We start from the raw sequence: 25,790 nt of genomic DNA on the forward strand, positions 1-25,790 counted from the left end.
TCAGGCCGTAATCAACCGGGACTTAAATATGCAGTTAACACTTGTTGACTCGCCATAATCGATCGATTAATCCCGCCCTATGGCATCTGTTCATATCGTCGCGATCGGCGGCACGCTGCGTGAAACATCCACCACGGCGCGCGTGCTTACCGAAGCACTTGCGATTGCGGAACGGCGCGGGGCGCGTACGACGCTGTTCACAGGGCCGGCGATCGCGTTTCCGCACTATGAGCACGGCGTCAATCAGTCTCATGCCGGGGTAGCGCGCTATTTGGCGGCGCTTCGGGAAGCGGATGCCTTGATCGTCGGCTCGCCGGGCTATCACGGCTCGATCTCCGGCCTCGTCAAAAACGCACTGGACTATGCCGAAGATATGAGCAGCGACGAGCGCCCATATTTCGACGGCATGCCCGTCGGGCTCGTCGCCACGGCAGCCGGGTGGCAGGCGGCAAGCTCGACGTTACACACGCTCCGCACGATCACTCACGCCCTGCGAGGTTGGCCAACGCCGTTGGGCATCGCGGCGAACACGGCTGACCCGGGCGATGTGGTGACGCAGTGCCGCAAAAATCTTGAGATCGTCGTCGACCAGATTTTTCGCTGCCTGCGCGCGGATGAAACCAACATTTGAGCGCACGGATGCGGTCCGAGTATAGCGAGAGGAGAGGTCGATGGGGATGGCGAGCGGGCGGCTTGAGCGACTACACGCGGCGCTGCTATGCAGCGTCATGATGTCGGTTTCACCGGCAGCTGCCCGAGGAAGCGACGCCGCGCCCGCCCTTCAGGAGGCAGGTGCACAGGAGCCCGCCGAAATCGTCGTGACCGCCCGCCAGCGCGCCGAAACCGCGCTGACAGTGCCGGTGGCGGTGACGGCCGTAAGCGGGGAAACGATCGAGCGTCAGGCTGCCAGCGACATCTCGTCGATCGCCTCGCTGGTGCCAGGGCTGCTCGTCGCGCCTGCCCCGAACCCCGCTGGCGGCACGATCGCGTTGCGCGGTATCGCCAGCCCGTCGACCAACGGCTTGCAGGATCAGGCGGTGGCGATCAACATCGACGGCATTCAGGTCAGCCACGCTACGGTGCTTCGGACGGGTCTGATCGACGTCGCCTCGGTCGAGGTTTTGCGCGGCCCGCAGGCGTTGTTCTTTGGAAAGAACAGCCCGGGTGGCGTGATCTCGCTGCGGTCGGCGGATCCGAAGCGCGAGTTCGAAGCGTCGCTACTGGCCGGCTACGAATTCTACGCCCGCAGCAAATATGTCGAAGGCATGGTCTCGGGTCCAATCGCCGACAACGTCCTGCTTCGGGTCGTAACGCGATACGCCGATACCGACGGCTATTTCAAGGTGCGCGGGGCGACCGTTCCCGGCGTCTCGCTGACGCCTGCGGACGATCGTGCCCCGGGTAGCAAGGAGTGGTTCACCCGCGCGACGCTCCTGATCAACCCGGACGGCCCGCTATCGGTCCGACTCAAGGGGTCCTATTTCAACTCAAAGGGCACTGGCGGCGGCCGCATCGGTCAGCGCATCTACTGCAGATCGGGCGTCCCACAGGCGCTTGTCCCAATCGATGACTGCAAGCAGGATCGCATCGTGTATGATGGCGATCTGGTGCCGAGCCAGGTCGCGGCAGCACCCCAATATGGCAACGGCCGCCCGTTCGGCGACACCGACCAAGTGGTCGTCTCTGCCGAGATCAACTACAAGCTGGCACCCAATATCAACGTCACGTCGCTGACCGGGTATTACTATCTGGACGACATCTTCTTCTCGCCGTTCAGCTATGAGCCGGCTGTTCGCTCAGCCTCGCTCTCGGCCACAAATGTCGGTCAGTTCACGCAGGAATTCCGGCTTTCGACTGATTTCGGCGGCGTTTTCGACGTGTTCGGTGGCGCATTCTTCCAGGACTCCAACATCTGGACGTATAGCCAGCCGCTGTTTGTCACATTCTTCCCCCGCAACCGGCTGACTCAGGATGGCAAAACCTATTCGGCCTACGGTCAACTGCTCGTTCGTCCGATCTCAATGCTAGAGCTTGCAGGCGGGGCCCGCTGGACACGCGAACGCAAGCGGTTGGCGGTTTCAGCGAATGGCGTTCCTTATACCAACCTGGTGCGCACTGAGGTTGAGTTTGACAACGTCTCGCCAGAAGCGACGGTCACATGGCGGCCGACGTCCAACCTGACCGCATATCTGGCTTACAAGCGTGGCTTCAAGTCAGGCGGGTTTGATGGTGGCGTTACGCCGCTGCTACCGCAGCCTCCGGCGCCGCCGATTACCCGAGATTATCGGCCGGAAAAAGCGCAAGGCTGGGAAGCCGGGATCAAGGGACGCCTGCCCGGCGGAGCACGCGGCAGCCTGGTGGCCTATTCCTATCGATATGACGACCTGCAAGTCACGTTCTTCGATCCGACGATCAACGTTCAGCGAATCTTGAATGCCTCGTCGGCACGCGTGAAAGGGGTCGAGCTCGATGTTGGCGTTCGCCCGCGCTCGGTGCCGGGCCTAGAGGTCCATGGTTCGGTTTACCTGAACGATGCCACGTTCATCGACTTTCAGAATGTCTGCTATTCTGGCCAGTCGATCGCAGCCGGCTGTGTGGGGCTGCAGCAGCGTTTCGCTGGACGCCGTCTTGCCAACGCTCCGCTCTGGTCGGGAAGCCTGGGAGGAAGTTACGAGAAGCAATTGTCTCAGTCGGCAAAGTTAACCGTCGGGGCCGACGCATTCTATACCGACGCTTACAACCCAATGCAGGAGCAAGCCCCGGGGGCGCGGCAGCAGCAGTCGATTCGGCTGGACCTTAATGCCGAGCTGGAGCTTGGCAACCGCTGGAGCTTCGGCGTAATCGGCCGCAATCTCACCAACGTGTTCCGAGCGTACCGTGCCACCTCGGTGCCGCTGACCGGATCAGCGACAGGTACCGCGGCGGCGGTTCCTGCCGATCTCATCGGCAACTTGAACTTTGGTCGCGAGGTCAGAGTGCAGCTCAAGTTCAAATATTGACGGCGTCGCTCGGCATCATGCGAACACTGAAGAATACCGCGAGGTTTGATCGATGAAAGTCTTGGTGCCGGTCAAGCGGGTGCTTGACTATAATGTGAAGCCCCGCGTGAAGGCGGACGGGACGGCCGTCGATCTGGCGAGCGTCAAGATGAGCATGAACCCGTTCGACGAGATCGCGGTCGAGGAAGCGATTCGGCGGTGAAGGGCATCCTGGTCAACATCTTCGGCGGCATTATGAAGTGCGACATCATCGCCGCCGGCATCGTCGAGGCGGCGAAGGAAGTGAACCTCAGCGTGCCGCTGGTCGCTCGGCTCGAGGGCACCAACGTCGAGGAGGGCAAGGCCATCCTCGCCAATTCCGGTCTGGCGATCGTCCCGGCCAACGATCTCGGCGACGCGGCGCAGAAGATTGTCGCGCAAGTTCGGGGGGCAGCAGCATGAGCATCCTTATCGACAAGAACACCAAGGTCATCACGCAGGGCATGACCGGTGAGACCGGCAGCTTCCACACGCAGACCGCACTCGCCTATGGCACGAAGATGGTCGGCGGCGTGACCCCGGGCAAGGGCGGCACCACCCACCTCGACCTGCCGGTGTTCGATACCGTCGCCGAAGCGGTCGAGCGCACCGGCGCCGACGCGAGCGTGATCTACGTCCCGCCGCCCTTCGCCGCGGACTCGATCCTAGAAGCGATCGACGCGGAAGTGCCGCTGATCGTGTGCATCACCGAGGGCATTCCGGTGCTCGACATGGTGAAGGTCAAGCGCGCGCTGTCGGGCAGCAAGTCGCGGCTGATCGGCCCGAACTGCCCCGGCCTGCTGACGCCGGGCGAGTGCAAGATCGGCATCATGCCGGGCAACATCTTTTCCAAGGGCAGCGTCGGCGTGGTCAGCCGCTCGGGCACGCTCACTTATGAGGCGGTGTTCCAGACCACGAACGCGGGCCTCGGCCAGACCACCGCGGTCGGCATTGGCGGCGATCCGGTCAACGGCACCAACTTCATCAACGTGCTCGAGCTGTTCCTGGCCGACGAGGCGACCCAGTCGATCATCATGATCGGCGAGATCGGCGGCGACGCCGAGGAGCTGTCATCGGTCATGCAATTCTCCGCAAAAGTGGGCTTTGAAAATTCCCTAGTTGGTGGCCCCTTCATCTCATTCTGCCGGGGCTAGCCCCGGCAGAATGAGATGAGCCGACATTGTCCTCATCTCCTTTGCAGACGCGGAGACGGGGCCGATGATCCGACTTGGAGAATTGATGATGATCCTCGAATTACATCGGCAGGGCGTATCGATATCCGCCATTGCCCGACGCACTGGTCGCGATCCCAAGACCATCCGAAAATATATCGAACGGGGTGTCGAGGCCCCGGTTTACGGCCCACGCATGCTGGGTCGACCGAACAAACTGGCACCCTATCTAGAATTTTTGCGTGAGCGAGTGGTGGCCTTTCCCGATCTGACGGCGGCGCGTCTGACGCGGGAAATCCGTGAGCTGGGGTATATGGGCGCCTATACTGCGGTAAAGCGGTTCCTGGCAGCGATTCGACCGGAAAACGGCCCCAAGCCCTTCGAGGTTCGGTTCGAGACGCCGCCTGGCGTGCAGGCACAGGTCGACTTTGCCCGGTTCGTCGTCGAATTTACCGATGAGCCCGGCGTCAGCCGGATCGTCTGGCTATTCAGCTTGGTGCTGGGACATTCGCGCTTCCTGTTTGCACGCTACGTCATGCACCAGGATCTCCAAACTCTGTTGCGCTGTCATATGCAGGCCTTTGAAGCGCTCGGTGGCGTCCCGATCGAAATCCTCTACGATCGCATGAAAACCGCCGTAACCGGCGAAGATGATCAGGGCCATATCATCTACAATCGATCATTGCTGGCCCTGGCGGGGCATTACCGCTTCGTGCCACGCGCCTGCCGTCCCTATCGGGCCAAGACCAAGGGAAAGGTCGAGCGGCCGTTCAGCTATATCCGCAAGGACTTCTTCCTGGGCCGCAGCTTCCGCAATCTGGACGATCTCAATGTCCAGCTAATCGACTGGCTCGATACCGTCGCCAATGTCCGTGTCCACGGGACGACGCAGCGGATTATTGTTGAAGCCTTCGCCGCCGAGCAGCCTGAGTTGCAGCTGCTCCCGGCGGGTCGCTTTGACGCCGTTCTGAAGCTGGAGCGCCGCGTCAGCCATGATGGGATGGTCTCTGTCGGCGGCAATTACTACAGCGTTCCCGATCGCACTCGGCGCGTCGTCGAAATCCAGCAGTTGCCTGACAAGATCAGGATCGTAGACCTGGGCCAGGTCATTGCCGAGCACCCGGTTCTTGAGGGGCGTCGGCAGTGTAGGATCGATCCTGCGCATCGGACAGGCGGCAGCGGCGCCAAGCGCCGTATCCATGGCAAAGAGGTAATCGCCATCGGTCGTATAGGCGAGCATGTCGCTGTGCGCTCCCTGGCCATCTATCAGGCGATCGGCAGCCAACTGGCGCGGGGAGAACGGCCATGAACCAAGGGGGTGCCGCATCCCGCGTCGATAATATCCGCCGCAGCCTGGTCCATCTCAAAATGCCACGCGCTCTGGAGATGCTCGACGCCACCCTGCGCGGCATAGAGCAGGGCAAAATCGATGGCATCGAGGCCATCGACATATTGCTGAACGAAGAACTATCGCTCCGGGAGAACCGCAGGATCAAGGCGGCCCTGCGCATGGCAAGGCTGCCGATCATCAAGACGCTGGACGGATATGACTTCTCCTTCCAGCCATCGCTCGACCGGAACCGCATCCTGGCGCTCGCTGGCCTGGACTTCATCAACCGGGCCGAGGTGGTGCATCTGTTGGGTCCGCCCGGTACCGGAAAAAGCCATATCGCCACTGCTCTTGCAGTCGAGGCCGTGAAGGCGGGCAAGAGCGTCTACTTCATCCCGCTCGCCGATCTGATCGCTTCACTGACCAAGGCGGAACGGGAGGGCACGCTGCGCGAAAGGATCCGCTTCCTATGCCGATCCGCGCTGCTCGTCGTAGACGAGATCGGGTATCTCCCTGTTACGCCGGGCGGTGGCAACCTGTTCTTCCAACTCGTCAATGCCCGATACGAAAAGGGCGCTATGATCCTGACATCCAACCGCGGCTTTGCCGAATGGGGTGATGTCTTTGGCGATCCGGTGGTGGCCACCGCGCTGCTCGACCGCCTCCTTCACCACGCGGTGGTCATCCAGATCGAGGGCTCCAGCTATCGCATGCGACAGCACGCTGACCTGCTGCCCGAGCATGCGCGCATGGCACCGTCCATCAACCCGCCGCCCTTGCCCAAACGGCGTGGCCGCCCGCCAGCAAAGGAAAATCCCGATCTCCATCACGGCTGATCACCGACACAACCGTCCCGCCAAACTAGGGAATTTTAGATGCCCACTTTTGCGGAATCTTCGGCGCCCGTTGACAGGAGCAGGCCGCGCAGTTCCTGATCGACGAGGCGAAGCGCGGCCGCAAGAAGCCGATGGCCGGCTTCATCGCCGGCCGCACGGCGCCCCCAGGCCGCCGCATGGGCCATGCCGGCGCGATCGTGTCGGGCGGCAAGGGCGATGCGGAGAGCAAGATCGCGGCGATGGAAGAAGCCAGCATCCGCGTCTCGCAGTCGCCCAGCCTGCTGGGCGAGACGCTGCTGGAAGCGTTGAGGGGCTAAACGTTGTGTCGCTGCCGTAACCGTGACCCGGCTTGGCCGGGTCAGTCGGTTGTTCATGGTCGAGGATTGTACTGTGATCGCCAGCCGGTCGTATATTCTGGCAGCAGACCGCTGATGGGCCAATCCATCACCCACACCGTACCAAGGCCGGATGCCGTAACCTAGGCAGTGCGCAGATCCGGCCCGCCGAAGCAGATATTGGTTGTGAAGAAGTCGTATTCGGGCATCGCGATGAAGTCCCGTTTCCCGCCCTCGGGACGTACGACCGTGATCCCGCTATTCTGGAGTGTGCCAAGGCAAATATTGCCCTCACTATCGACTGCCAACGAGTCGAACAGGCTATAATCGCCCGCATCGTAAAGCAAGCCGGCGCCGTTCGCGGCGTACGCCAAGATGCCGTTCTCGCGGCCAGGCAGCAGCTCCAACTGACCTAGTTCGCCAGGTGCGACGACCGACCAGCCCCACAGCCTACCTGTCGCGGTTTCCGATACGTAGAGCCGCTTCCCGTCAGGCGAGAGGCCCACGCCATTGGGCTGATTCAGGGGGGTGAGAAGATCGGGCTCGTGGACAAGTTCCTTGATGAACGACCCGTCGGCCTTTGCATAGTACAGGCCGCCCGGATTGCGACTAATTAGTAATGCGCGTTAAAGCGTGTCAAGCGTCAATCGACTATTTAGCTATGAGTTTAACTGCTGCCGTTTGGAACTTGCACAACAGTTGGATGCTCACTTATCCGCAAGCTCCAAATCCGGCGCGGAACATGAAGCAGTGCAGCATATGCCACCGTCGAAGTGAGTGGCGATCCTGGTCTCAAGACGCGCGTCGCGAGACGACGGTCTCGCCGGTCACCAAAGCGAGGTTAGGTGGTCTTTTGAAAACGCATGTAATTCATCCAACCGGCCCGTGCGGACCTTGTCGACCCATTCGGCGTCCGCGATCAACGCTCGACCCACCGCGATCAGGTCGTATTCGCCTGTGGCAACACCGGTTGCCAAGGGCTCCAGATCTCGAGAGACCTCTGCATCGTGTTGATCAGCTTCGACGACCATCGAGCCATTCAGCCCGACGCTCCCGACCGTGATTACCGGCTTGTTCAGGAGCCGCTTCATCCAGCCGGCGAAATTCAGATGCGATCCTGGAAATTCCGGCTCCCAGTAACGCCGCTGAGAGCAATGGAACATATCGACGCCGGCATCCGATATCGGGCTGAAGATCGCTGTGAGCAGATCGGGCGTGTCCGCAAGTCGCGCGTCGTAATCCTGCTGCTTCCATTGGGAAACCCGCAAGATGATGGGAAAATCGTTGCCGACCTCGGCGCGAATCGCTGCCACCAGTTCGACAATAAACCGAGTGCGGTCGATGGCATCGCCACCATACTCGTCGTCTCGCCGATTAAGTGCACCCCACAGGAACTGGTCGAGAATATAGCCATGGGCACCGTGCAGCTCGACCCCATCAAACCCGAGCCGCCGAGCTTCGACGGCGGCGCGGCGAAAACTGTCGATGATCGCCTGAATTTCGACCTTACTCAGCGGTTCGGCGATCTGCTTGCTGCCAGGCCGATACAGCCCAGAGGGCGTCGCGCTCGGCAGATGCGGATTGGGCTGTTCGCCTCCAGGGTTCCGCATCGCACCGACATGCCAAAGTTGCGGCACGATCTTGGCGCTCGCCTCATGGACCTCTTCGACAACGCGTGTCCACCCATCCAGCGCCTGCCCGAAAAATGCGGGAGCGCGCAGCGATTGGGAGGAAACCGGATGATCGACCGTCGCGCCCTCGGTAATGATCAGCCCGACGCCGTGCTCGGCGCGGCGCCGGTAGTATGCGGCCACCTCGGGTCCGGGTCGCTGGTTGTTGGACATGAACCGGGTCATAGGCGCCATCACGAAGCGATTTCGCAGCGTCAGGCTGCCGCAATCGAAGGGCGTGAACAGCGTGTCATACATGATGATATCCAACAATGACGCATACCGACGCCCGGTGGGCGATGCCGCCGCCGTCGGCCACGCAGTAATGCGGGTACGGTCCAGAGTGGCCTGAGCCGCGCCCGCTCCAAAGATCGATCGAGGTCGGGCAGTCCCGCAGACTCAGCTTGGAACTGGTTCTCGACTGTGGAAATGCGACGAGGTCTGTCCGCCGTCCACCGCCATGATGTTGCCCGTCATGTAGGATGAAGCGTCCGAAAGCATGAACTGAACGACATTGCCGATCTCGTCCGGCGACGCGGACCTGCCCATGGGGTTGCGAGACATAAGAATGTCTTGCCAACCGCCGGTCGATGCTCTGGCCAGAGGTGTGTCCACGAAGCCGGGGGCAAGGCAATTTACGCGCACATTGCGATCGGCCCAGCAAACCGCTAGCGATTTGGTCAAGCCCATCGCGGCCCATTTGGATGCCGTGTAGTTGGGTCGGTTGGGCGCGCAGCCAAACCCTGCGATCGACGATACAATGACGATCGCACCGCGCTTGCGCTCCAACATATATCGCCCGAATGCCTGGCAGCAGATGAATATGCCCGTGACCCCCACGTCCATCACGGCCTGCCAGTCTTCCAATGGCATATGTTCCGGCGCCCCGGGAATGCTGATACCGGCGGACGTGACCAGGCCGGTAACGGGGCCGAGTTCCGCCTCGATGCTTTCTGCCGCAGCGTTCACCGCGACGGGATCGGTCACATCGACGACGTAGGAATGTGCAGTGAGAGAGGCGCGCTTCATCTCTTCCAAAGCGGATGCGCAAGCTTCCGCTCGCTTGTCTAGGATGGCAACGGTCGCGCCGGACCTAGCCATCGCCATAGCCGCGCCGAGTCCGATTCCCGACGCGCCCCCCGTAACAACGCATACTTCCTTGCTCATGCCTCTCTCCAATGAAAGAACTCAAGAGGCGGAGTGCACGTCAAAAGCACTTTCCCTCGTGGGTTCGTTGTTTTTCCTGTGTCCGCCAACGCCAGCACGGACGAGTTGTAACTTTCGAGGACAGGCGCCCTGGCCTCGTTTCGGCATTGAGCCATTCTCCAATCCGTGCCCTTGCCTTATAGGCTCGGTCACATTCCGGTTATTCGGCTCTCGGCTTCCCATTCTCCCAGAGAGTGCGGCCCCGCGATGCAGGACCCACTAGAGGCACATCAGGACAGCCGAGAAGGATCAGACGGTCGCTCTAGCGCGTCGCGGTGCTCATAGTCACGCTGGTCGCGCAGCATCTGGTAGGCGCTCGTCAAGAGCTTGCGCGCCATGACGACCTTGGCGCGGTTCGCGCCCTTGGTCGCCTTCAGGCGCTCATATTCGAATTTGAGGGCAGGCTCGGCGCGCATGGCAGGAATGCTGGCTTCTACGAAAGCCCAGCGCAGCCACTTATTGCCAGCCTTGATGATCCGCCCGTTCCAACATTTGCCGCCGCTCGCATAGGTCGAAGGCACGAGCCCGGCATAGGCGGCGAGCTTCTTGGCCGAACGGAAGCGTGTAACATCGTCAATCTCGGCGGCGATCAGGCGCGCGAAGAACTCGCCCACGCCAGGCATCGTCTTCAGACGTTTGACGTCCGCATTGTCCTTGCTGAAGCGACGGATCGTCTTCTCGGACTCGCGGATCCGCTGGTTGATGTCATCGATGAAGGCAAGCGCGCGATCGATATGCTCGCGATCGATCGTCGACACCGAAAGCAGTTCGAGCTGGCCCCGCCCGATCTTGCCGAACAGATCCGACATCTCCCGCAGCGCTCGGGTCTGCTCGGGATAGCGGTCGACGATCGTCACCACCCGGTTCTTTACCATCGTGCGCAGCCGCACGAAGAACATCCGCTCTCGCAACGCCTGGCGAAGTTCGCGCGCGACCTCACATGGTACATAGGACTCCGGGATCAAATCGGCCCGCAGCAGATGCGCCCGGATCGTCGCGTCGATCTTGTCGGTCTTGATCTTGGCGTCGGCTATCGCCTTCACCTTCAGCGGGTGCGCCAGGACAACATCGTCGCACAACTCGTCCAGCCAGTCGTACATCACCGTCCAGTTGCGGCTCGATTCCATCACCGCATGGCTGTTCTCCAGATAGGGCGCCAAAAAACCGGCAAGCGAGCGCGGGTCGTTCTTCACCTTGCCCGATCGCAGTACCTTCCCGCCGACATCCTGCACAACCAGATGCGTATAGGCTTTGTGGTAATCCACGCCGATATGATAATCGTAAGACATGGGTGCATCTCCATTGCTGATGGGCTTCAGCAATTTGCTTAACACTCGTGCCTGCACGAGGGGGGGCACCCTTGCCTCTATGGTGATCATCACCGCTCCATTCCTTCACTGAAGCTAGTCGCTTTCATACCGGCTCCTTGTACCAATCTAAATATTACTAAGATCTGCCTCGTGATACTATGGTTCGACCATCGATGTGCCTAGCACTCGACATATTACCTAAGAAATTCGCAACCTATCCAGCTCGGACGCGATCATCCGTGCGTGAACTTGCATGCCAAAGACCTCGCCGCCTTTTAATCGATCGAGTAATATCGTCAAGTTAGCATAGCGTCCACTGTTATGCCCAGCCATGTGTGGATGTGCCCGCAGATGGATTGTTTATTTCATTAATTATGTTGCGAGGCCAGATCATTGAAGATAAGGTGGTGTCATGAATTGGCTTCCATGCCTGCGAGCCGCTGTTCGTAAAGTTCTGGCGCTCAGCAGACGGGTTCTCGGTGCAGGAGATCTGGCCGATCCCCGCCGTGTGCGAACCTATTGTCGTGTCTGTGAGCCGCTATGCGGGCTAATCGCGACCGTCGACCAGGGGAGGATCGTCAAAATCGAGGGTAATCGCGAGCACGTGGTCTCGCGAGGCCATCTTTGCCTGAAGGCACAGGCTGTAGCCGACGTCGTCACCGATCCTGACCGCGTCCGCCATCCGCTGAAGCGCATCGGCGGCCCTGGCGAATTCGTGGAGGTCGGTTGGGAAGACGCGCTGTCTGACATCACAGCGCGCCTGATACGGGTCCGCGACGAGCACGGAACGGCCGCCTTTGCGACCTACAAGGGTAATCCGACCGGATACGGCTTTGCCGGCGCAATGTGGATGGGCGGATTTCACGCGGCATTGGGTGTCAAATGGCGCTATGCCTTGTACGCCGACGATATCGCGGCCAAGTTCGTCGCCAGCGGGGTTCTGTTCGGATCGGAAGCAGTGGCCGTCAAACCCGATTTGTGGCGCACGCATTTCGCGTTGATCCTGGGCGCCAACCCCTATGTCTCGCACGGGTCTGCCTTCAGCGAGCCGCGCGTCCGCGACGCCCTGAAGAGCATTGTCGAGCGGGGCGGACGTGTCGTGGTGGTCGACCCGAGGCGCACGGAAACGGCGCGAGCATACGAACACGTCGCGGTCCACCCGGGCAGCGACGCGTTTTTGCTAATTGCGATGATCCGCGTTATTCTGGACGAACAGCTCGCCAATCGCGCGTTTCTGGATCGATACGGCAAGAATGTCGATCGGCTTGCCGAGTTGCTCATGGATTTCTCTCTTGAGCATTGTGCCGAGCGATGCCGGCTGGAACCGGATGTCATCCGCGCCTTGGCGCGAGATTTCGCACGATCGCCCAGTGCGGTAGTCTATGGCCGGACGGGCACCTGCCTGCAGCGCTTCGCGACCTTGGTGAACATCCTTCAGGACACGGTGAATGCGCTGACCGGGAATATCGAGCGCGAAGGTGGCAATGTCTTTGGATGGTCGCCGATTGCCTTCGACGAGCAGTTGGAACATGCGGGGCTTGCCCGTTCGGGCGGCAATCCGACTCGTGTCTACAAGCATCCCGATGTCTTGGGCGCGCATCCCTCGACATCGCTCGTCCCGGATATCACCACGCCGGGCGAGGAACGCGTTCGCGCGCTCATGACCTTTGCCGGCAATCCGGTGATGGCCAGTGCCGGGGGCGGCGATCGGCTGCGCGACGCGCTCGAGCAGCTCGATCTCCATTTCTCGCTTGACCTTTACGTCAACGAAACGAACCGACATGCGCATTACATTCTCCCGGTCACGGCATTTTACGAACGGGAAGACCTGCCCATGGGCATCCTGCCGTGGATGCTGCGTCCTGCATTGTGGTACACCCCGCCGGTCGTACCGCCACCGCCTGGCGTCAGGGAGGAGTGGCGCGTCCTGCAGGATATTGCCCGCCGCATGGGACTGGGCGGAGCATACGCATCGAAATGGCATCGTCGGCTGGCGCGTCTTGGCATTCAACTCACGCCCAGTCACTTGTATGACTTCATGCTCCGCAAAAGCCAGTCGGGCGACCTGTTCGGCCTGCGACCAGGCGGTTTGAACTTGCGGAAAATCAAGCGCAACAAGGACGGCCTTCTACTCAAATCAGAGCTTCCGATCCTGCCGCTGGAGCAGCGGTTGCGCACGGCCGATTGCAGGATCGATCTGGCCAGCGACACCGTTGCCGCAGAGCTCGTGCGGCTGAAGGCCCATCGAGATCCCGGCGATTTGCCCTTCCGCCTCATCGGCATGCGGGAGGTAAAGTCACAGAACAGTTGGCTGCATAATCTCGAACGAACGATGCCGCCCGCTCGCACGCAATACGCGCTGATCAATCCGGAGGACGCGGCGGAGAAAAGCATTGGCGACGGCCAACAGGTTGAAGTGCGCTCCAAAAGCGGCGCAATCACCTTGCCTGCGAAGCTGACTGCGGACGTCGGGCGGGGTACGATCGTAATTCCGCACGGCTGGGGTCATCAAGGCGGCTGGAAGCGAGCCAACGCTGCCGGCGGCGCCAACGTCAATATCCTTGCAAGTGGGCTGCGGGAAGATGTCGAGCCGAGAGCTGGCATGTCGGTATTGACTGCGATCCCGATCGATATTGCAGCGGCTAACCCGGCTTGACAGAAACTCTATTCATTACAGCCGCGGCCGGGATGTCGCCTTCCGAGAGGCGATCGGCGACTTGCCAGTTCGGCATGCTGTACCACGTCAGCGCGTCGCGCGATTGGCCGGCAATCCGCTGAGTGCCTAGTACAGCGCAACGCGAACGGCCACCTGATCGTTGCGTAGCTATATCAGCGTCAGGTCGATAGGCAGCGGCGTGCGCTACGCATCGATCTGCTCGATCGGGGGCGAATAGTAAGCGCGGTAGGGGGTTCGCTACATGACGCAGCGCTTCGGCGACGCGGCACGCTGGTCGTCGGCGAGCGTTGCTGCTTGTCCATGCGCGACGACGGCCAGCTGATCCTCGACTTCGCGGAACCCGACGTAAGACCGTATGTCCGCTCTTTGGCTGAGGGTGGCTCGCCCTACACTGTGGTGGCGAGGGTTGCTCGGAGTGGCCGAGCCGATCCTCATCGCAGGAGGATGAGCCGTGGAGCATTCTACAGAAGTTTTCGTCGGAATGGATGTGGCAAAGACGCGGAACGCGATTGCGGTCGCGGACGGCGAGCGCGGAGGCGAGGTGCGGTTCCTGGGAGAAGTCGACGCCTCTCTCGAGGCCATGCGACGGGTAGTGCAGCGGATCGCCGCCGAGCACGAACGTATCCATTTCTGCTACGAAGCCGGGCCGACGGGCTATGGCCTCCACCGGTTGATCACATCCATGGGCTATCCCTGCGACGTCGTCGCACCTTCGCTGATACCGAGGCGCCCCGGCGACAGGGTAAAGACCAATAGGCGTGATGCGGTCGGTTTGGCCAAGCTCCTGCGCGCAGGGGAACTGACGCCGGTGTGGGTTCCTGATGAGGGCCATGAAGCGATGCGCGACCTGGTCCGCGCTCGCGCTGCGGCGGTCGAGACCCAGCGCGTTCACCGACAACAGGTGAGTGCGTTCATGCTGAAGCACGGGCGCATCTTTCCGCGCAAAACGGCATGGGGGGCACGCCACCTCCGCTGGTTGCAAGAACAGCACTTCGATCATCCCGCTCACCAAATCGCACTGCAGGAACTCGTCGATGCGGTTCGCACGGACAGAGAGCGTATCGTTCGCATCGAGGCCGCGATCGAAGAGTTTCTGCCCAGCTGGTCACTGGCACCGGTCGTTCGCGCGCTCCAGGCCTTAAGTGTCCGATTCAGAAGTTTATCAAGCATAGCAATACCTTGCGGTTCGTCGAGTGACCATGCGTATGGAGGCAATGAGGGTCCAAGCAGTTGATGAGGCGATGGATGCCTCCCAGTCTTTGGCGAGGCGACGACATCTGCCGAGCCATGCGAAAGTGCGCTCGACCACCCACCGGCGGGGTAGGACATGGAAGCCCTTGGCAGCGTCGGACCGCTTGATGATTTCGACAGTCCACTTTCCCATCGAGGCCAGTGCGTCTCTGAGTTTGTCCCCTGCATAGCCGCCGTCTGCGAAGACGTGTCGTAGCCAAGGAAAGCGTTGGCGCACTGCTTTGAGGACATCGACGGCACCGTCCCGGTCCTGGATGTCTGCGGCATGGACCAGGATGAAGATCAGAAAGCCGCAAGTGTCAGTGAGGATATGGCGCTTCCTTCCCTTGATCTTCTTGCCTGCATCATAGCCCGTGGGGCCGCCGGATTCTGTGGTCTTCACACTCTGGCTGTCAATCACCCCAGCGCTGGGCGAGGCGTCGCGTCCCTCGATCTCACGCAGGTTCATCACCAGAACCGTGTTGATCGCCTCGAACAATCCAGCATTGCGCCAGGCGTAGAAATAGCGCCGCACCGTCGAGACCGGCGGGAAGCATTTGGGCAGCATGCGCCACGCACACCCGCCCCCGGCAAGATAGAGCAGCGCATTCAACAATTCCCGCATGTCGGTCGTTCGGCGGCGACCGCCGGATTTGGCTGGAGGAATAAAAGGCGAAACCAACGCCCATTCCCGATCCGTCATATCGGTTGGATATCTCAATCCTTCCCGGCTATGCTCCCGCCGGGCAATACCAGTCCATGCCATGGGGCACTCCATCTCTTCGCAAGGACGGCGTGAATCACAACAGGCTGGTATTGCTCAACAACTTTCGGATCTGGCTCTAAGAGGCGTGGAGCTTGTCGTCGCGGTCACTTTCGTCACCGAGGTTGGCGATGTGCGCCGGTTTGACAGCCCGCGCCAGTTGATGGGATATTTGGGCTTGGTGCCAAGCGAGCGTTCGACTGGCGACGCGATCCGACGTGGCGGGATCACCAAGGCCGGCAACGGAAGAGTCCGACACATGCTGGTGGAGAGCGCCTGGACTTACCGTCACCCGCCCCGGGTGGGTAAGAACAAACTGTACCGCCTGGAGCAGACCACACCTAAGGTGCGGGAGATCGCCTGGAAGGCGCAGAGCCGTTTGACGGCTCGCTATCGAGCGCTCAACGCGAAGGGCAAGAAGACCACGGTAGTTTGCGCGGCGATCGCACGCGAGCTCGCCGGCTTCATGTGGGCGATCGCCCGGGAGGTCCAACCCGCCTGACGATCACAATAGCTCCCGCGCACAGGCGGGGGCGGGACCACGGCAGGGGAATATCCGTCACACGCTTTGTGGCCGGCATCGCCGACGCCCGCTGTAAGATAGGATCAGCCCCGGACGCACAATCGGGAATGCGGTAGCCAACCCGCGTATCAGAGCTTGATCACCGACGTCTCTCAGGTCCCGTCTCCACCTATGCGCGGTCACCACGGCACAGCTTCGCCCAGCGGTGGCTTTGCGCGCCCGCAACGTTGACAGCGGACATCAGAGCGGTGTTCTCAGCCCACGTTGATCCAGGGCATCAGTTCATGAACTCGATTGGCCGGATGGCCGTTGGCGAGCGCGGTCAGCGTCTGGTTCAGCCAGTCATGCGGATTGATGCCACCCGTCTTGGGCGGTGCGCGACGCCTTCCGGCAGCGTGATGCCGCCGATGCTCAGAAACTGGCCCGCGCAGAGGCGGAAGCATTGTGGGAACTGGTGCTCGCGGGAGGTTGTGACGACAGCGAATGCGAAAGACGGTCGCGCGAATTTCAGAACAGCATATTCCAGCGCAGAACCAGCAATCCGCTGCTCCTGCCTTTCGTCTATCGTTGGCTCCGATCCGGAATGGAGATCGACATGAACCTAGGGGCCGCTGATTTTCTGCGTCAGGCTGGGATAGCCGAAGTCAATCAATCCTGACGGCAATCTTGTTCAAATGCTGCAGGCTGGATGCAAGTCTGCTTAGCCCGTGAACGCGAATTCACCCTGGACCAACGCTTTCGGCGCGTGAACCGTCGGGCCGAGAAGACGCGCATCCCCAACCAATGTATAGACGGCGTGGCGCTGCCCGCCGCGGTTCTGATGGTCGACGCGACAGCCCTGATAATGGCGGCGCAGGAATCCTGCATTTACGAGCTCGGAAACCGCACGGCTGAGATTGCTTTTGCCGGCGGTCCGAATGCGCGCACGCATTTCCTCAGCGACCGCACGCTGTGCATCCTGCGCATCGCGCGGAAGCGCGTCGCTTCTGACGAGGTCTCTATGGACCCGCTCGGCCAAGGCGACGTTACGCGCGCTGCGCTGGGCCATCGGCGTGAGCGCAGCGCAAAGCCAGTCGCGCAGCGAAACAAGCTCGTTGTCCTGCTTAATCCAGGGACCGGCGCTGCCGTCGGGGCCGGCGACCTGGGCAATCAGGTTGAGCAGCATGAAGGCGTAGCGGGGGCGGCTTGAGGCCTGCGCCAATCTCTCGAGTAAGGCTGCGATATCGCAGTTGCCGGAAGGTTCGAGAGGAGCCGAGGATTGAAACATAACGCGACTGAATCAAGCACAAAAAAGGATCAATGTGAATCCGAAATCCGCACCGTTGGGCATCATTTGTCGCCTATGACACTTTACCAGCGGGCAAAGTGTCATAGGCGATTCATTCCTCGAAGACTGTTGCGAATCGTTCTCAACTCGCCGTGATAATCACCGTGCTGATCGCTTATCACTGGACGGGGAGTTGTCCTGGCGACGAGTTTCGGCCGTCTATGGCGAACAGGATAAGAGATTGCGGCCGCCTGGATGACCTCACGCGTTTCGCAGAGGAATGTGCGCGTGCTGGAAACCTCGGCGATCTGCAAGGCACCATCGATGCGGCCGTGCGCGAACTTGGCTTCCGCTGGTTCACGCTGCTCCACAATGTCGATCTTCGGCGCGGAGGCGGGGAAAGCCTGTTTCTCACCACCTATCCGTCGGCCTGGCTCGAGGAGGTGCTCGAGGAGCGCCACTATGTCGAAGACCCCATCCATGCGGCCTGCGCCCGCACGCCATCGGGGCTCGCCTGGGATCGGGTGGGCGACGTGCTTGAGCTTTCTTCGCGCCAGCGGAGCATCCTGATACGCGCCAGGGATCATGACCTTGCAGCGGGCTATAGCTTGCCGATCAGGACGCCGGGTGAGCCTGAGGCGATTTTCACGGTCGCCCGAGCGCGTGATGAACCGCTGGATGTGGAGGAAATTCTCACCGCCCGCTTGCTGGGTTCGGTCGCCTATGACCGGGCGCGCGAACTGCTCGGCGAAGAGATGAGGACCTTCGTGTTCGTTCCCCTCAGTCCGCGCCAAGTCGAATGCATCGCTCTTGTGGCCCAGGGGAAGAGCGATTGGGAGATTGCCCAGATACTCGGGCTTAGCCGCGACACCGTGCACGAATATGTTGAATCTGCGCGTCGGCGCTACGGCGTTCGGCGCCGAACGCAGCTAGTGCTGCGCGCGGTTCGCGACGGTCATCTCAACATGGACGCGCTCCTCTGATCTCGCTTGGGCCGTGATGATCGGGCTTGGCCAAGTTCAGGACTTCTGCGCGGTCGCCGCGACAATCAAGGACAGTCGAGCGCTCGCCGGCCTGATGGCCGAGATCACGCGTGAGATGGGTTTTCGGTACTTTGCCCTGGTCCACCATATCGACCGCAAGCCGGCGGTGAGCCCTGTCCATATCGTCGATTATCCACCGGACTGGGTGGAGCGTTTCCAGGCGCGTCGCCTCTATGCCAGTGACCCGATCCACCGTGCCAGCCACCGCACCAATGTCGGCTTTGCCTGGTCGGCGGTTCAATCACTCATCACGCTCAGTGCTGCTGATCGGTCGATCCTGGCGGAAGCGCACAACGCCGGGCTGGGCGATGGTTTCACGGTTCCTGCCCACATTCCTGGTGAGGTAAATGGGTCCTGCTCATTCGCCATGGGGTCAGGCGACGTGCTCGATCAACGACAGCTCCCGCTCGTCCAGCTGATTGGCAGCTTCGCATTCGAAGCTGCGCGCAGATTGTCCCGGCAAACCCAAGCTCGATGCGAAGGCCCCAGCCTGACTGAGCGGCAGGCTGAATGTGTGGCGCTGGTCGCGCGCGGGAAGACCGACTGGGAGATCAGCCAGATCCTCGGCATTGGGCAGGAAACGGTGATCCAGCATGTCAAGGATGCGCGTGACCGCTACGGTGTCACGAAGCGCACGCTTCTGGCGATCCGCGCCTTGTTCGATGGACAGATCAGCTTCGCGGATGTTTTCGGCCGATGATCTCCCCAGGACTGGGGATAACCGAAAGGACGCGGGCCTGATCGACTGACCGCCTCATCAAAGGAGGCTGTCATGCATATTGAAACCGGCGCTGCCCGCGCCATGGAAACCCGCCTGTTCCGTTCGATGTTCGAGGAACGCAAACGGATATTCGTCGATCTTCTGCACTGGGACGTGCCGGTCCTCGCCGGCCGCTATGAAATCGACCAGTTCGACAATGACGCTGCCGTCTACATCGTGATAGCCGACGCCGAGGGCGAGCATCTTGCCTCGGCGCGGCTGCTTCCTACGACCGGTGACCATATTCTTGGCACCATTTTCCCCGAGCTATGTGAACAAGCGCCTCCCCGGGGTGGTGCGATCCTCGAGATCACGCGCTTTTGTCTTGCACGACGATTGCGCGCACGTGAGCGCCTGGAGGTGCGCAACCGGTTGGTGTCCGCGCTCGTCGAATATGCGCTGCGAAATCGAATCCAAAGCTACACCGGCGTCGCTGAGTGGCCCTGGTTCCAGCAGATCCTGAGCTTTGGCTGGGCCTGCCGCCCCCTCGGCCTGCCCGGTTCGACAAGCTGCCTTGTCGCCTTGCAGATCGACATCGATGGCCGCACGCGTGAGCAGCTGCAGGCCAGTGGCATCTGGCGCCCGGTCGGTCTCGCCGAATTTGCCAAGGCTGCTTGAGGAGGGCGCCATGACGAATCTCTCCCCCTATGGCCAAGCTGTTGACCCTACGGTCGATGACGATCTGCAGCGGCACGGCTTCAGCGTGTTGCGGGACATCATATCCACGACAGAGATCGCGGAGATCGATCACGCCCTCGATCCGCGCTTTGCCGCCACACCCTTTTGTCAGGGCGGTTTCTACGGTCCGCGCACCAAGCGCTTCGGCGGCCTTCTGAAACGCGTACCCGCTGTCGAGAGGCTGGTGCGTCATCCCGCGATCATGCGCCTGGTGCAGTCGGTCCTCAACCCATGGTGCGATACCATCCAGCTCAACCTGACGCAGGCGCTCGAACTGCATCCCGGCGCGCTGGCGCAGTTCCCTCACAGGGATCAGGATATGTGGCGCGGCCCGACAGGCCAGATCGAGTATCTCGTCAACGTGATGTGGCCGATTTCTCCGTTCAGGGGTGAAAACGGCGCCACATTGATCTGGCCCGAGAGCCATAATGCCGGTTCTGCGAAGGACGCGCAGCCCATGGCGGTTGAGGCGGAGCCGGGCTCGGCGATCCTCTTTCTCGGTTCCACGCTGCATGGCGCCGGCGCGAACATGACCGGCGCGATCCGGCGTGGCATTATCGTCAGCTATTGCCTGGGCTGGCTGAAGCCCTACGAAAATCAATGGCTGACCTATCCGCCCGATGCGGCCCGTGCGTTCGATCCAGAGCTTGCCGCGCTCGTCGGTTACCAGCAGCACCGCCCCAATCTCGGCAATTATGATGGCCAATGCCCGTCCATCCTGCTCGAGGGTAATCCACCCGAATATTTGGCGGCGATCGACGCGTTGCGCCCCGATCAGGAAGGTGCGCTGGCTGAATTCCTAGACCAGCAAAGAGCAGGCCAACTCCCCCCGGCTGGGGGGATTGCCGAAATCGGAGCCGGGCGGAACAAAAGAGAGGTGAAATCCAACGGATAGCCGACGCCAATTCCCAACGCGGGAGGTGTCTCTCGCGGGGGAATGACCCGATGCAACGTGTGATTCTCAGCCTGGCGGTGCTCGCCATGGGCACCGCTCTTCAACCGACTCCCGCGCGAGCGAATGACTTGGGCTGCCAGGTTCTCCTATTCCTTTCCAATCCCGGTGGCGCGACGCAATATGCCCAGTGGGTCGCGCCCATGACCAAGCTGTGGCAGCGCTTGGGCACTGGCGGCTCTTTTCCCGGCTGTAGCGGCGGTGGTGTCGCTCGTACCAAGGTCTACGATCGCGATTCCGCAACGCGGCGCCGGGTTGTCATGACCTTCAGCGATGGACGCCGCGAAACCTACTCGCTGGCCCAAATCGAGCGGCTGCAGGACGGCGTTCGATGATCCTCGACGTCGCCAGTCTTCTCGTCCTTGCGGGCTCATGCGCGCCAAGCGTGGCGCCTGAGACGCTAATCTCGATCGTTCACACGGAAAGCCGGTTTAACACACTGGCGATCGGGGTGAACAGTCCGGGTGCGCGTAAGCCGACGCCGGCGACGAGGGCACAGGCGATTGCTGCGGCGCGTAGCCTCATCCACCAAGGCTACAACATCGACCTGGGCTTGGGGCAGATCAACAGCGCCAACCTCGGATGGCTGGGTCTGTCGGTGGAGGATGCCTTTGAGCCGTGCCGCAACCTCGCAGCCGCAGCGCGGGTGTTGACGACCAACTATCAGTCGGTGGCGCGTTTCGCGCCGAGTTCGGACCATGCGATCGCAACAGCGCTCTCGCTCTACAATACCGGCGATCGGCGCCGCGGATTTCGCAACGGCTATGTCGCTCGGGTTTATGCCAGCGCGTCAACCGTCATTCCCCTGATCCGCGGCAGGCTCCCAGCGTCTGTGACGACCGCGCCTGTCCAGCCTGCCGATGCGGTGATCGCCAAACCGCTACCCGCTGCGCTCGCGGCGAGGCAGGCCGCCGGGTGGAACACCGCCGCAGAAACCCAGCAAGCCTCGCTCATGGTCTTCGGGGACGGGGTAACTTCTCAGAAAGGACAGCATCCATGACAGCGATCACCGCCCGCCTGGGTTCCCAGCCCCAATGGGCGCGTCTTTTGCTGCGCATCGCCGGCATCGTTGGCCTGGCGGTACTTCTCTCCTTGCTGCTGAGTGATCCTGCCCATGCGCAAGGCGCGGACGGCATCACCTCCATGGCGGAGAACATCAAGACTTGGCTGACGGGCACCTTTGCCAAGACGATTGCGGTGATCGCCGTCGTCATCGTCGGTTTCATGTTCTTCACCGGACGGGCGAGTCTTGGCCTATTGGTGACGGTCATCGTCGGCATTTTCATCGTCTTCAGCGCGCAGTGGATCGTCGATACCATCACGGGTGGCGCGTGAGGGAGGCCGCGCCCTCGAACGAGCGGCTGCGCGAGGAAACGCTTTTCCTTGCGGTGACCCGGCCGACGATGTGGCTGGGCGTGCCGCTCGAAGCGTCCTTGCCGATTGCGTTTGCTGCCTGTCTCACCCTGATCGTCAGCGGCAATCCGCTTTACGCGGGGGCGATCGGCGGCGCGTGCCTGGCGGTGGCGCGCCTCATCGTGCGCCACGACGCCAATGCCTTTCGTCTGCTATGGTTATGGACTTTGACCAAGGCGCGCTGCCGGAACCGCGGCTGGTGGGGCGGCAGTTCCTATTCACCGCTGCCGGTCGCGGGGATGAAGCGCAAGGGCTTCGCGCGTGGCTAGCGCCGCCGCCCAGCTGCCGCCGCGCAAGACGCCCTGGCGGGTTCTGGCCCGAGAGGCGGAGCCCGCGCGTTATCTCCCCTATGCCCGCCATGTGACGCCCGAAGTGATCGCGCTCGATAGCGGCGATCTCATGATGATGTTCCGTCTCGAAGGGCTGGCTTTCGAGACGGCTGATCCGATCCACCTCAACGATTGGCACGAGAAGCTCAACGGCACCTGGCGCAACATCGCCGACGATCGGCTTGCGATCTGGACCCACATCGTCCGCTCAGCCGTAGGGGACTATCCCGAAGGGCAGTTTCGTTCAAAGTTCGCCGCCGAGCTCGACGGTAAATATCGGGCGCGCGTCACCGCCAAGCGGATGTTCGTCAATGAGCATTATCTGACGCTTCTCATGCGTCCGGCCGTCGGATCGGCCGATCGAACCGGGCTGCTTCTCAAGCGGATCGCGAAAGCCAGGGCAGCGGAGAAGGAAGTCGATCCCGACGAACTGGCGCGCTTCGAGGAGAAGGCGCGCGACATCGAGAAGCTGCTCCGCCGCTGCAGCCCGACGCGCCTCGCCCTCTACGAGCATAATGGCCTGATCTTCTCCGCCCCGCTTGAGGTGCTCGAGCAATTGATGATGGGCGCGCGATCCAGGGTTCCGCTCGTCCGCGGTCATCTGGGATCGGCGCTTTATGGCGAGCGCGTGATCTTCGGACGCGAGACGGTCGAGATCCGTGCCCATGACGCGAGCCGCTGGCAGGGCATCTTGGGGATCAGAGAGTATCCCGCGCTGACGCGCCCGGGCCAGATGAATGCCTTGCTCGGCCAGGATTTCGCTTTCGTCGTCTCGCAATCCTTCACCTTCATGGGCAAGGCGCGGGCAGCCGAACGTCTGCGCCGCCGGCAGAACCAGATGGCCTCGACCGAGGATGCGGCCGCGAGCCAGGCGCTCGATCTTGCTGATGCCGCCGACGATCTGCAAAGCAACCGCTTCGTTCTTGGTGAGCATCATTTCTCACTGGCCGTATTCGCCGAGAACCAGAGGCGGCTTGCCGATAATCTCTCGGCCGCGCGCGCGGCGCTGGCCGATGCCGGCCTGGTGGCGGCGCGCGAAGGACCAGCGCTCGAAGCGGCGTTCTGGGCGCAACTGCCCGGAAATTTCGCATGGCGGGCGCGGCCGGCGGCGATCACCTCGCGCAATTTTGCCGCCTTGGCGCCGTTCCATACCTATCCCGCGGGCCGTGCCAAGGGGAACCATTGGGGGCCTGCGATCGCCATGATGAAGACGGCCGCGCAATCGCCCTATTATTTCAACTTCCATGTCGGCGATTTGGGCCACACACTGATCATCGGTCCTTCTGGCGCGGGCAAGACCGTCGTCCAGAATTTTCTGATGGCGCAGCTCGAGAAGACGGGCGCGCAGCAGATCTTCATCGACAAGGACCGCGGCGCGGAGATCTATGTCCGATCCGCGGGCGGAATCTATCTAACGCTGAAGAATGGCGTGCCTACAGGTTTCGCGCCTCTGCGGGCACTCGACTATGGTCCGCGCAATCTTGCCTTCCTGGGGCGCCTGATCCGCCAGCTCGTGACGCCGGTCGGAGGTCAGCTAGGGGTCACGCAGGAACGCATGATCGACGAGGGGCTGGCCTCGCTCGGGCGCCTCGCGCCGGAGGATCGCTCCATTCTCGCGCTTCGCCAGCTGCTCGGCCAGCGTGACCCTGAAGGCATCGGAGCTCGGCTGGAGAAATGGGCGCGGGGCGGTTCGCTCGGCTGGGTGTTCGACAATGAGATCGATGCCCTATCGCTCGAGGCGGCGTTTATCGGCTTCGACATGACCGATTTTCTCGACAACCCTGAAGTCCGCACGCCGCTCATGATGTACATGTTCCACCGGATCGACGGTCTCCTCGACGGTCGGCGGCTTGTGATCGACATCGACGAATTCTGGAAGGCCTTGGGTGACGACGCCTTCCGCGCCTTTGCGCAGGATGGCCTCAAGACCTACCGCAAGCAGAATGCCTTTCTTGTCTTCGGCACGCAAAGCCCTGCGGATGCGCTGCGTTCGGACATTTCGCACAGCATCATGGAGCAGGTTGCGACCAAGATACTGCTTCCCAACCCCTACGGCCGCGAAACGGACTATGTCGATGGACTGGGTCTGACCCAGGCGGAATTCAAGCTCATCCGCCACGATCTGAATCCGGAATCCCGCCGGTTCTTGGTCAAGCAAGGCCATGACTCAATCATCGTCGAGCTCGATCTTGGCGGTCTCTCCGACGAGCTGGCAGTTCTCTCGGGCACTACTGAAACGGTGACGCTGCTCGACGCTATCCGCGCCGAGGTCGGCGACGATCCCGAAAACTGGCTGCCCCTCTTTCACCAGCAGCGTCGGTCTCCATCGAGCAGGAAAGGATGAGCTATGCGTAAAGGCAAAACCGCAGCGATCGGTGCGATTATCCTGGGAACAGCAGGTCCGGCCGCCGCCCAAGGCATACCGGTCTATGACAGCTCTGGCTATTTGCAGGCGCTCGCCACGGTCAAGAACACCCTGTCAATGATCGAGCAGGGCAAGGAGCAGATCGCCGAGGCCAAGCAGCTCTACGGCAGCTTCAATCAGGTCACCGACGTCAACGGCATTGCCCCGTCGCTTTCCACCGACACGATGCGCCATCTGCTGCCGCGCGAGGCCCGCGACCTCGGCAGGTTGATGTCGTCGGACAATGCCAGGCTGGGATCGCTTGGCAGTGCCGCGACCCGGATTCGCGATGCCAACCGCATTGCGCTGCCGGACCTGCGGCCAGGCGCCTCAGCCTATGAGCGCGCGTCGCGCGACACTCTGTTGCGAAATGGCGATCTAGCCGCCCGCGATGCCGCGATCGCGGAGTCAGCCTATGGCGTCTCGGCCCAACGCACAACGGGCTTGGAAGAACTGCGCACCTCACTCGATACCGCTTCGGACGCGAAACAGGTCATGGACATCCAGGCAAGGGTAGGGGTCGAAAACGTCCACATCCAAAATGATGCCCTGCAATTGCAGGCGCTGCGGATGCGGCAGGAAGCCGACGTTCGGCTACGGTCGCAGCGCGAGAGCGAGACAATATTGGCTTCAAAGCTCGGGAGCCTATCACAATGACGGGCAAGGTTTTCTTGCTGGCGGCATTGGCGACAGCTGTCTTAACCGGGTGTGAGCGAGCGCCGCGCGGGAAGGACTATCTGAATTCCCATCCTGAGGAACTGAGCGAGCTTACTAAGGCTTGCGCCGATGGCTCGCACCAGAACCAGCAAGAGTGCTCGAACGCCGAAAGCCTTCGAACACTCAACAATAAAATGCAGTCGCTTTCACGGTAGCGC

Annotated in this window: 25 protein-coding genes and 7 pseudogenes; 24 read left to right on the top strand and 8 right to left on the bottom strand. The window is 61.6% G+C overall.

Features of this window, described 5'->3' with window-relative positions:
- Window positions 1-79 precede the first annotated feature (79 nt).
- From NUH86_RS24195 to NUH86_RS24230, 8 genes and pseudogenes are all read left to right on the top strand, one after another.
- Window positions 80-631, top strand: a complete 552-nt coding sequence (locus tag NUH86_RS24195; protein ID WP_267253283.1) for an NADPH-dependent FMN reductase — start codon at window positions 80-82, stop codon at window positions 629-631.
- A gap of 40 nt (window positions 632-671) precedes the next feature.
- Window positions 672-2,999: a TonB-dependent receptor gene (locus tag NUH86_RS24200; RefSeq protein ID WP_267253284.1), complete on the top strand. Its 2,328-nt coding sequence runs from the start codon at window positions 672-674 to the stop codon at window positions 2,997-2,999.
- 52 nt (window positions 3,000-3,051) lie between these two features.
- Window positions 3,052-3,195, top strand: a pseudogene (locus tag NUH86_RS24205) (electron transfer flavoprotein subunit beta/FixA family protein); the annotation flags it as partial.
- A pseudogene (sucC, locus tag NUH86_RS24210) lies at window positions 3,189-3,440 on the top strand (succinate--CoA ligase subunit beta); the annotation flags it as partial. The pseudogenes NUH86_RS24205 and sucC, both read left to right, overlap by 7 nt.
- A pseudogene (gene sucD, locus NUH86_RS24215) lies at window positions 3,437-4,141 on the top strand (succinate--CoA ligase subunit alpha); the annotation flags it as partial. The pseudogenes sucC and sucD, both read left to right, overlap by 4 nt.
- Before the next feature lie 94 nt (window positions 4,142-4,235).
- The gene (gene istA / locus NUH86_RS24220; protein WP_067739295.1) at window positions 4,236-5,498 is read left to right on the top strand and encodes an IS21 family transposase; all 1,263 of its coding nucleotides are present in this window, start codon (window positions 4,236-4,238) and stop codon (window positions 5,496-5,498) included.
- Complete coding sequence (gene istB, locus NUH86_RS24225; RefSeq protein WP_067739292.1) at window positions 5,495-6,355, top strand: IS21-like element helper ATPase IstB; 861 nt, start codon at window positions 5,495-5,497, stop codon at window positions 6,353-6,355. The genes istA and istB overlap by 4 nt, the downstream gene beginning before the upstream one ends.
- A gap of 74 nt (window positions 6,356-6,429) precedes the next feature.
- Window positions 6,430-6,672: pseudogene (locus tag NUH86_RS24230) on the top strand (succinate--CoA ligase subunit alpha); the annotation flags it as partial.
- Between the two features lie 161 nt (window positions 6,673-6,833).
- On the opposite strand, the gene NUH86_RS24235 reads toward NUH86_RS24230, so the two are convergent.
- The 4 genes from NUH86_RS24235 to NUH86_RS24250 form a co-directional block, all read right to left on the bottom strand.
- On the bottom strand, window positions 6,834-7,304 hold the full coding sequence (locus tag NUH86_RS24235; protein WP_323749054.1) for an SMP-30/gluconolactonase/LRE family protein: 471 nt from the start codon (window positions 7,302-7,304) through the stop codon (window positions 6,834-6,836).
- A gap of 213 nt (window positions 7,305-7,517) precedes the next feature.
- Window positions 7,518-8,618: an NADH:flavin oxidoreductase gene (locus tag NUH86_RS24240; RefSeq protein ID WP_267253285.1), complete on the bottom strand. Its 1,101-nt coding sequence runs from the start codon at window positions 8,616-8,618 to the stop codon at window positions 7,518-7,520.
- Window positions 8,619-8,759: 141 nt separating this feature from the next.
- On the bottom strand, window positions 8,760-9,527 hold the full coding sequence (locus tag NUH86_RS24245; RefSeq protein WP_267253286.1) for an SDR family NAD(P)-dependent oxidoreductase: 768 nt from the start codon (window positions 9,525-9,527) through the stop codon (window positions 8,760-8,762).
- 269 nt (window positions 9,528-9,796) lie between these two features.
- Window positions 9,797-10,855 carry an IS110 family transposase gene (locus NUH86_RS24250; protein ID WP_267253287.1) on the bottom strand — a complete coding sequence of 353 codons (1,059 nt, stop codon included), beginning with the start codon at window positions 10,853-10,855 and terminating at the stop codon, window positions 9,797-9,799.
- Between the two features lie 433 nt (window positions 10,856-11,288).
- Here NUH86_RS24250 and NUH86_RS24960 point away from each other — a divergent pair.
- Window positions 11,289-11,474 (top strand): annotated as a pseudogene (locus NUH86_RS24960) (hypothetical protein); the annotation flags it as partial.
- Here the strand turns inward: NUH86_RS24960 and NUH86_RS24255 are convergent.
- Entirely contained in the window at window positions 11,424-11,558 is a 135-nt protein-coding gene (locus NUH86_RS24255; protein WP_267253288.1) for a hypothetical protein, read from the bottom strand. The pseudogene NUH86_RS24960 and the gene NUH86_RS24255 overlap by 51 nt on opposite strands.
- 33 nt (window positions 11,559-11,591) lie before the next feature.
- Here NUH86_RS24255 and NUH86_RS24260 point away from each other — a divergent pair, with 33 nt between their 5' ends.
- Together NUH86_RS24260 and NUH86_RS24265 are read left to right on the top strand one after the other, a co-directional pair.
- The gene (locus NUH86_RS24260) at window positions 11,592-13,532 is read left to right on the top strand and encodes a molybdopterin-dependent oxidoreductase (RefSeq protein WP_267253289.1); all 1,941 of its coding nucleotides are present in this window, start codon (window positions 11,592-11,594) and stop codon (window positions 13,530-13,532) included.
- A 472-nt stretch (window positions 13,533-14,004) separates the two neighbouring features.
- Window positions 14,005-14,694: pseudogene (locus tag NUH86_RS24265) on the top strand (IS110 family transposase); the annotation flags it as partial.
- 21 nt (window positions 14,695-14,715) lie between these two features.
- Here the strand turns inward: NUH86_RS24265 and NUH86_RS24270 are convergent.
- Window positions 14,716-15,549 carry an IS5 family transposase gene (locus NUH86_RS24270; RefSeq protein WP_267249579.1) on the bottom strand — a complete coding sequence of 278 codons (834 nt, stop codon included), beginning with the start codon at window positions 15,547-15,549 and terminating at the stop codon, window positions 14,716-14,718.
- A gap of 76 nt (window positions 15,550-15,625) precedes the next feature.
- Between NUH86_RS24270 and NUH86_RS24275 the strand changes: the two are divergent.
- Window positions 15,626-16,048 (top strand): annotated as a pseudogene (locus tag NUH86_RS24275) (transposase); the annotation flags it as partial.
- A gap of 275 nt (window positions 16,049-16,323) precedes the next feature.
- Here NUH86_RS24275 and NUH86_RS24280 read toward each other — a convergent pair.
- Window positions 16,324-16,512 (bottom strand): transposase domain-containing protein, encoded by a 189-nt coding sequence (locus NUH86_RS24280; RefSeq protein ID WP_267253290.1) that lies wholly within the window; start codon window positions 16,510-16,512, stop codon window positions 16,324-16,326.
- Here NUH86_RS24280 and NUH86_RS24285 point away from each other — a divergent pair.
- Window positions 16,443-16,727 carry an S-4TM family putative pore-forming effector gene (locus NUH86_RS24285; RefSeq protein ID WP_267253291.1) on the top strand — a complete coding sequence of 95 codons (285 nt, stop codon included), beginning with the start codon at window positions 16,443-16,445 and terminating at the stop codon, window positions 16,725-16,727. The two genes, NUH86_RS24280 and NUH86_RS24285, sit on opposite strands and share 70 nt — an antisense overlap.
- A gap of 42 nt (window positions 16,728-16,769) precedes the next feature.
- Here NUH86_RS24285 and NUH86_RS24290 read toward each other — a convergent pair whose 3' ends face one another.
- Complete coding sequence (locus tag NUH86_RS24290; RefSeq protein ID WP_267253292.1) at window positions 16,770-17,336, bottom strand: hypothetical protein; 567 nt, start codon at window positions 17,334-17,336, stop codon at window positions 16,770-16,772.
- Between the two features lie 221 nt (window positions 17,337-17,557).
- Between NUH86_RS24290 and NUH86_RS24295 the strand changes: the two genes are divergently transcribed.
- From NUH86_RS24295 to NUH86_RS24965, 11 genes are all read left to right on the top strand, one after another.
- Window positions 17,558-18,319: a helix-turn-helix transcriptional regulator gene (locus tag NUH86_RS24295; RefSeq protein ID WP_267253293.1), complete on the top strand. Its 762-nt coding sequence runs from the start codon at window positions 17,558-17,560 to the stop codon at window positions 18,317-18,319.
- 16 nt (window positions 18,320-18,335) lie between these two features.
- Entirely contained in the window at window positions 18,336-19,079 is a 744-nt protein-coding gene (locus NUH86_RS24300; protein WP_267253294.1) for a LuxR family transcriptional regulator, read from the top strand.
- A gap of 72 nt (window positions 19,080-19,151) precedes the next feature.
- A complete protein-coding gene (locus NUH86_RS24305; protein WP_267253295.1) occupies window positions 19,152-19,757 on the top strand; it encodes an acyl-homoserine-lactone synthase in 606 nt (201 codons plus the stop codon).
- Window positions 19,758-19,767: 10 nt separating this feature from the next.
- Window positions 19,768-20,712, top strand: coding sequence for a phytanoyl-CoA dioxygenase family protein (locus NUH86_RS24310; RefSeq protein WP_267253296.1), 945 nt, complete (start codon window positions 19,768-19,770; stop codon window positions 20,710-20,712).
- A gap of 50 nt (window positions 20,713-20,762) precedes the next feature.
- Window positions 20,763-21,104 (top strand): hypothetical protein, encoded by a 342-nt coding sequence (locus tag NUH86_RS24315; RefSeq protein WP_267253297.1) that lies wholly within the window; start codon window positions 20,763-20,765, stop codon window positions 21,102-21,104.
- Window positions 21,101-21,769 (top strand): lytic transglycosylase domain-containing protein, encoded by a 669-nt coding sequence (locus NUH86_RS24320; RefSeq protein WP_267253298.1) that lies wholly within the window; start codon window positions 21,101-21,103, stop codon window positions 21,767-21,769. Before NUH86_RS24315 ends, NUH86_RS24320 begins: the two co-directional genes overlap by 4 nt.
- A complete protein-coding gene (locus tag NUH86_RS24325; protein ID WP_125723801.1) occupies window positions 21,766-22,104 on the top strand; it encodes a TrbC/VirB2 family protein in 339 nt (112 codons plus the stop codon). The genes NUH86_RS24320 and NUH86_RS24325 overlap by 4 nt, the downstream gene beginning before the upstream one ends.
- Entirely contained in the window at window positions 22,101-22,451 is a 351-nt protein-coding gene (locus NUH86_RS24330; RefSeq protein ID WP_267253299.1) for a type IV secretion system protein VirB3, read from the top strand. Before NUH86_RS24325 ends, NUH86_RS24330 begins: the two co-directional genes overlap by 4 nt.
- Window positions 22,444-24,855, top strand: a complete 2,412-nt coding sequence (locus NUH86_RS24335) for a VirB4 family type IV secretion/conjugal transfer ATPase (protein WP_267253300.1) — start codon at window positions 22,444-22,446, stop codon at window positions 24,853-24,855. The genes NUH86_RS24330 and NUH86_RS24335 overlap by 8 nt, the downstream gene beginning before the upstream one ends.
- 3 nt (window positions 24,856-24,858) lie before the next feature.
- On the top strand, window positions 24,859-25,572 hold the full coding sequence (locus NUH86_RS24340) for a type IV secretion system protein (RefSeq protein ID WP_267253301.1): 714 nt from the start codon (window positions 24,859-24,861) through the stop codon (window positions 25,570-25,572).
- The gene (locus tag NUH86_RS24965; protein WP_416365408.1) at window positions 25,569-25,787 is read left to right on the top strand and encodes an EexN family lipoprotein; all 219 of its coding nucleotides are present in this window, start codon (window positions 25,569-25,571) and stop codon (window positions 25,785-25,787) included. Before NUH86_RS24340 ends, NUH86_RS24965 begins: the two co-directional genes overlap by 4 nt.
- The last annotated feature ends 3 nt before the right edge of the window (window positions 25,788-25,790 follow it).

It is taken from the genome of Sphingobium sp. JS3065, from assembly GCF_026427355.1.
Lineage (GTDB): Bacteria > Pseudomonadota > Alphaproteobacteria > Sphingomonadales > Sphingomonadaceae > Sphingobium.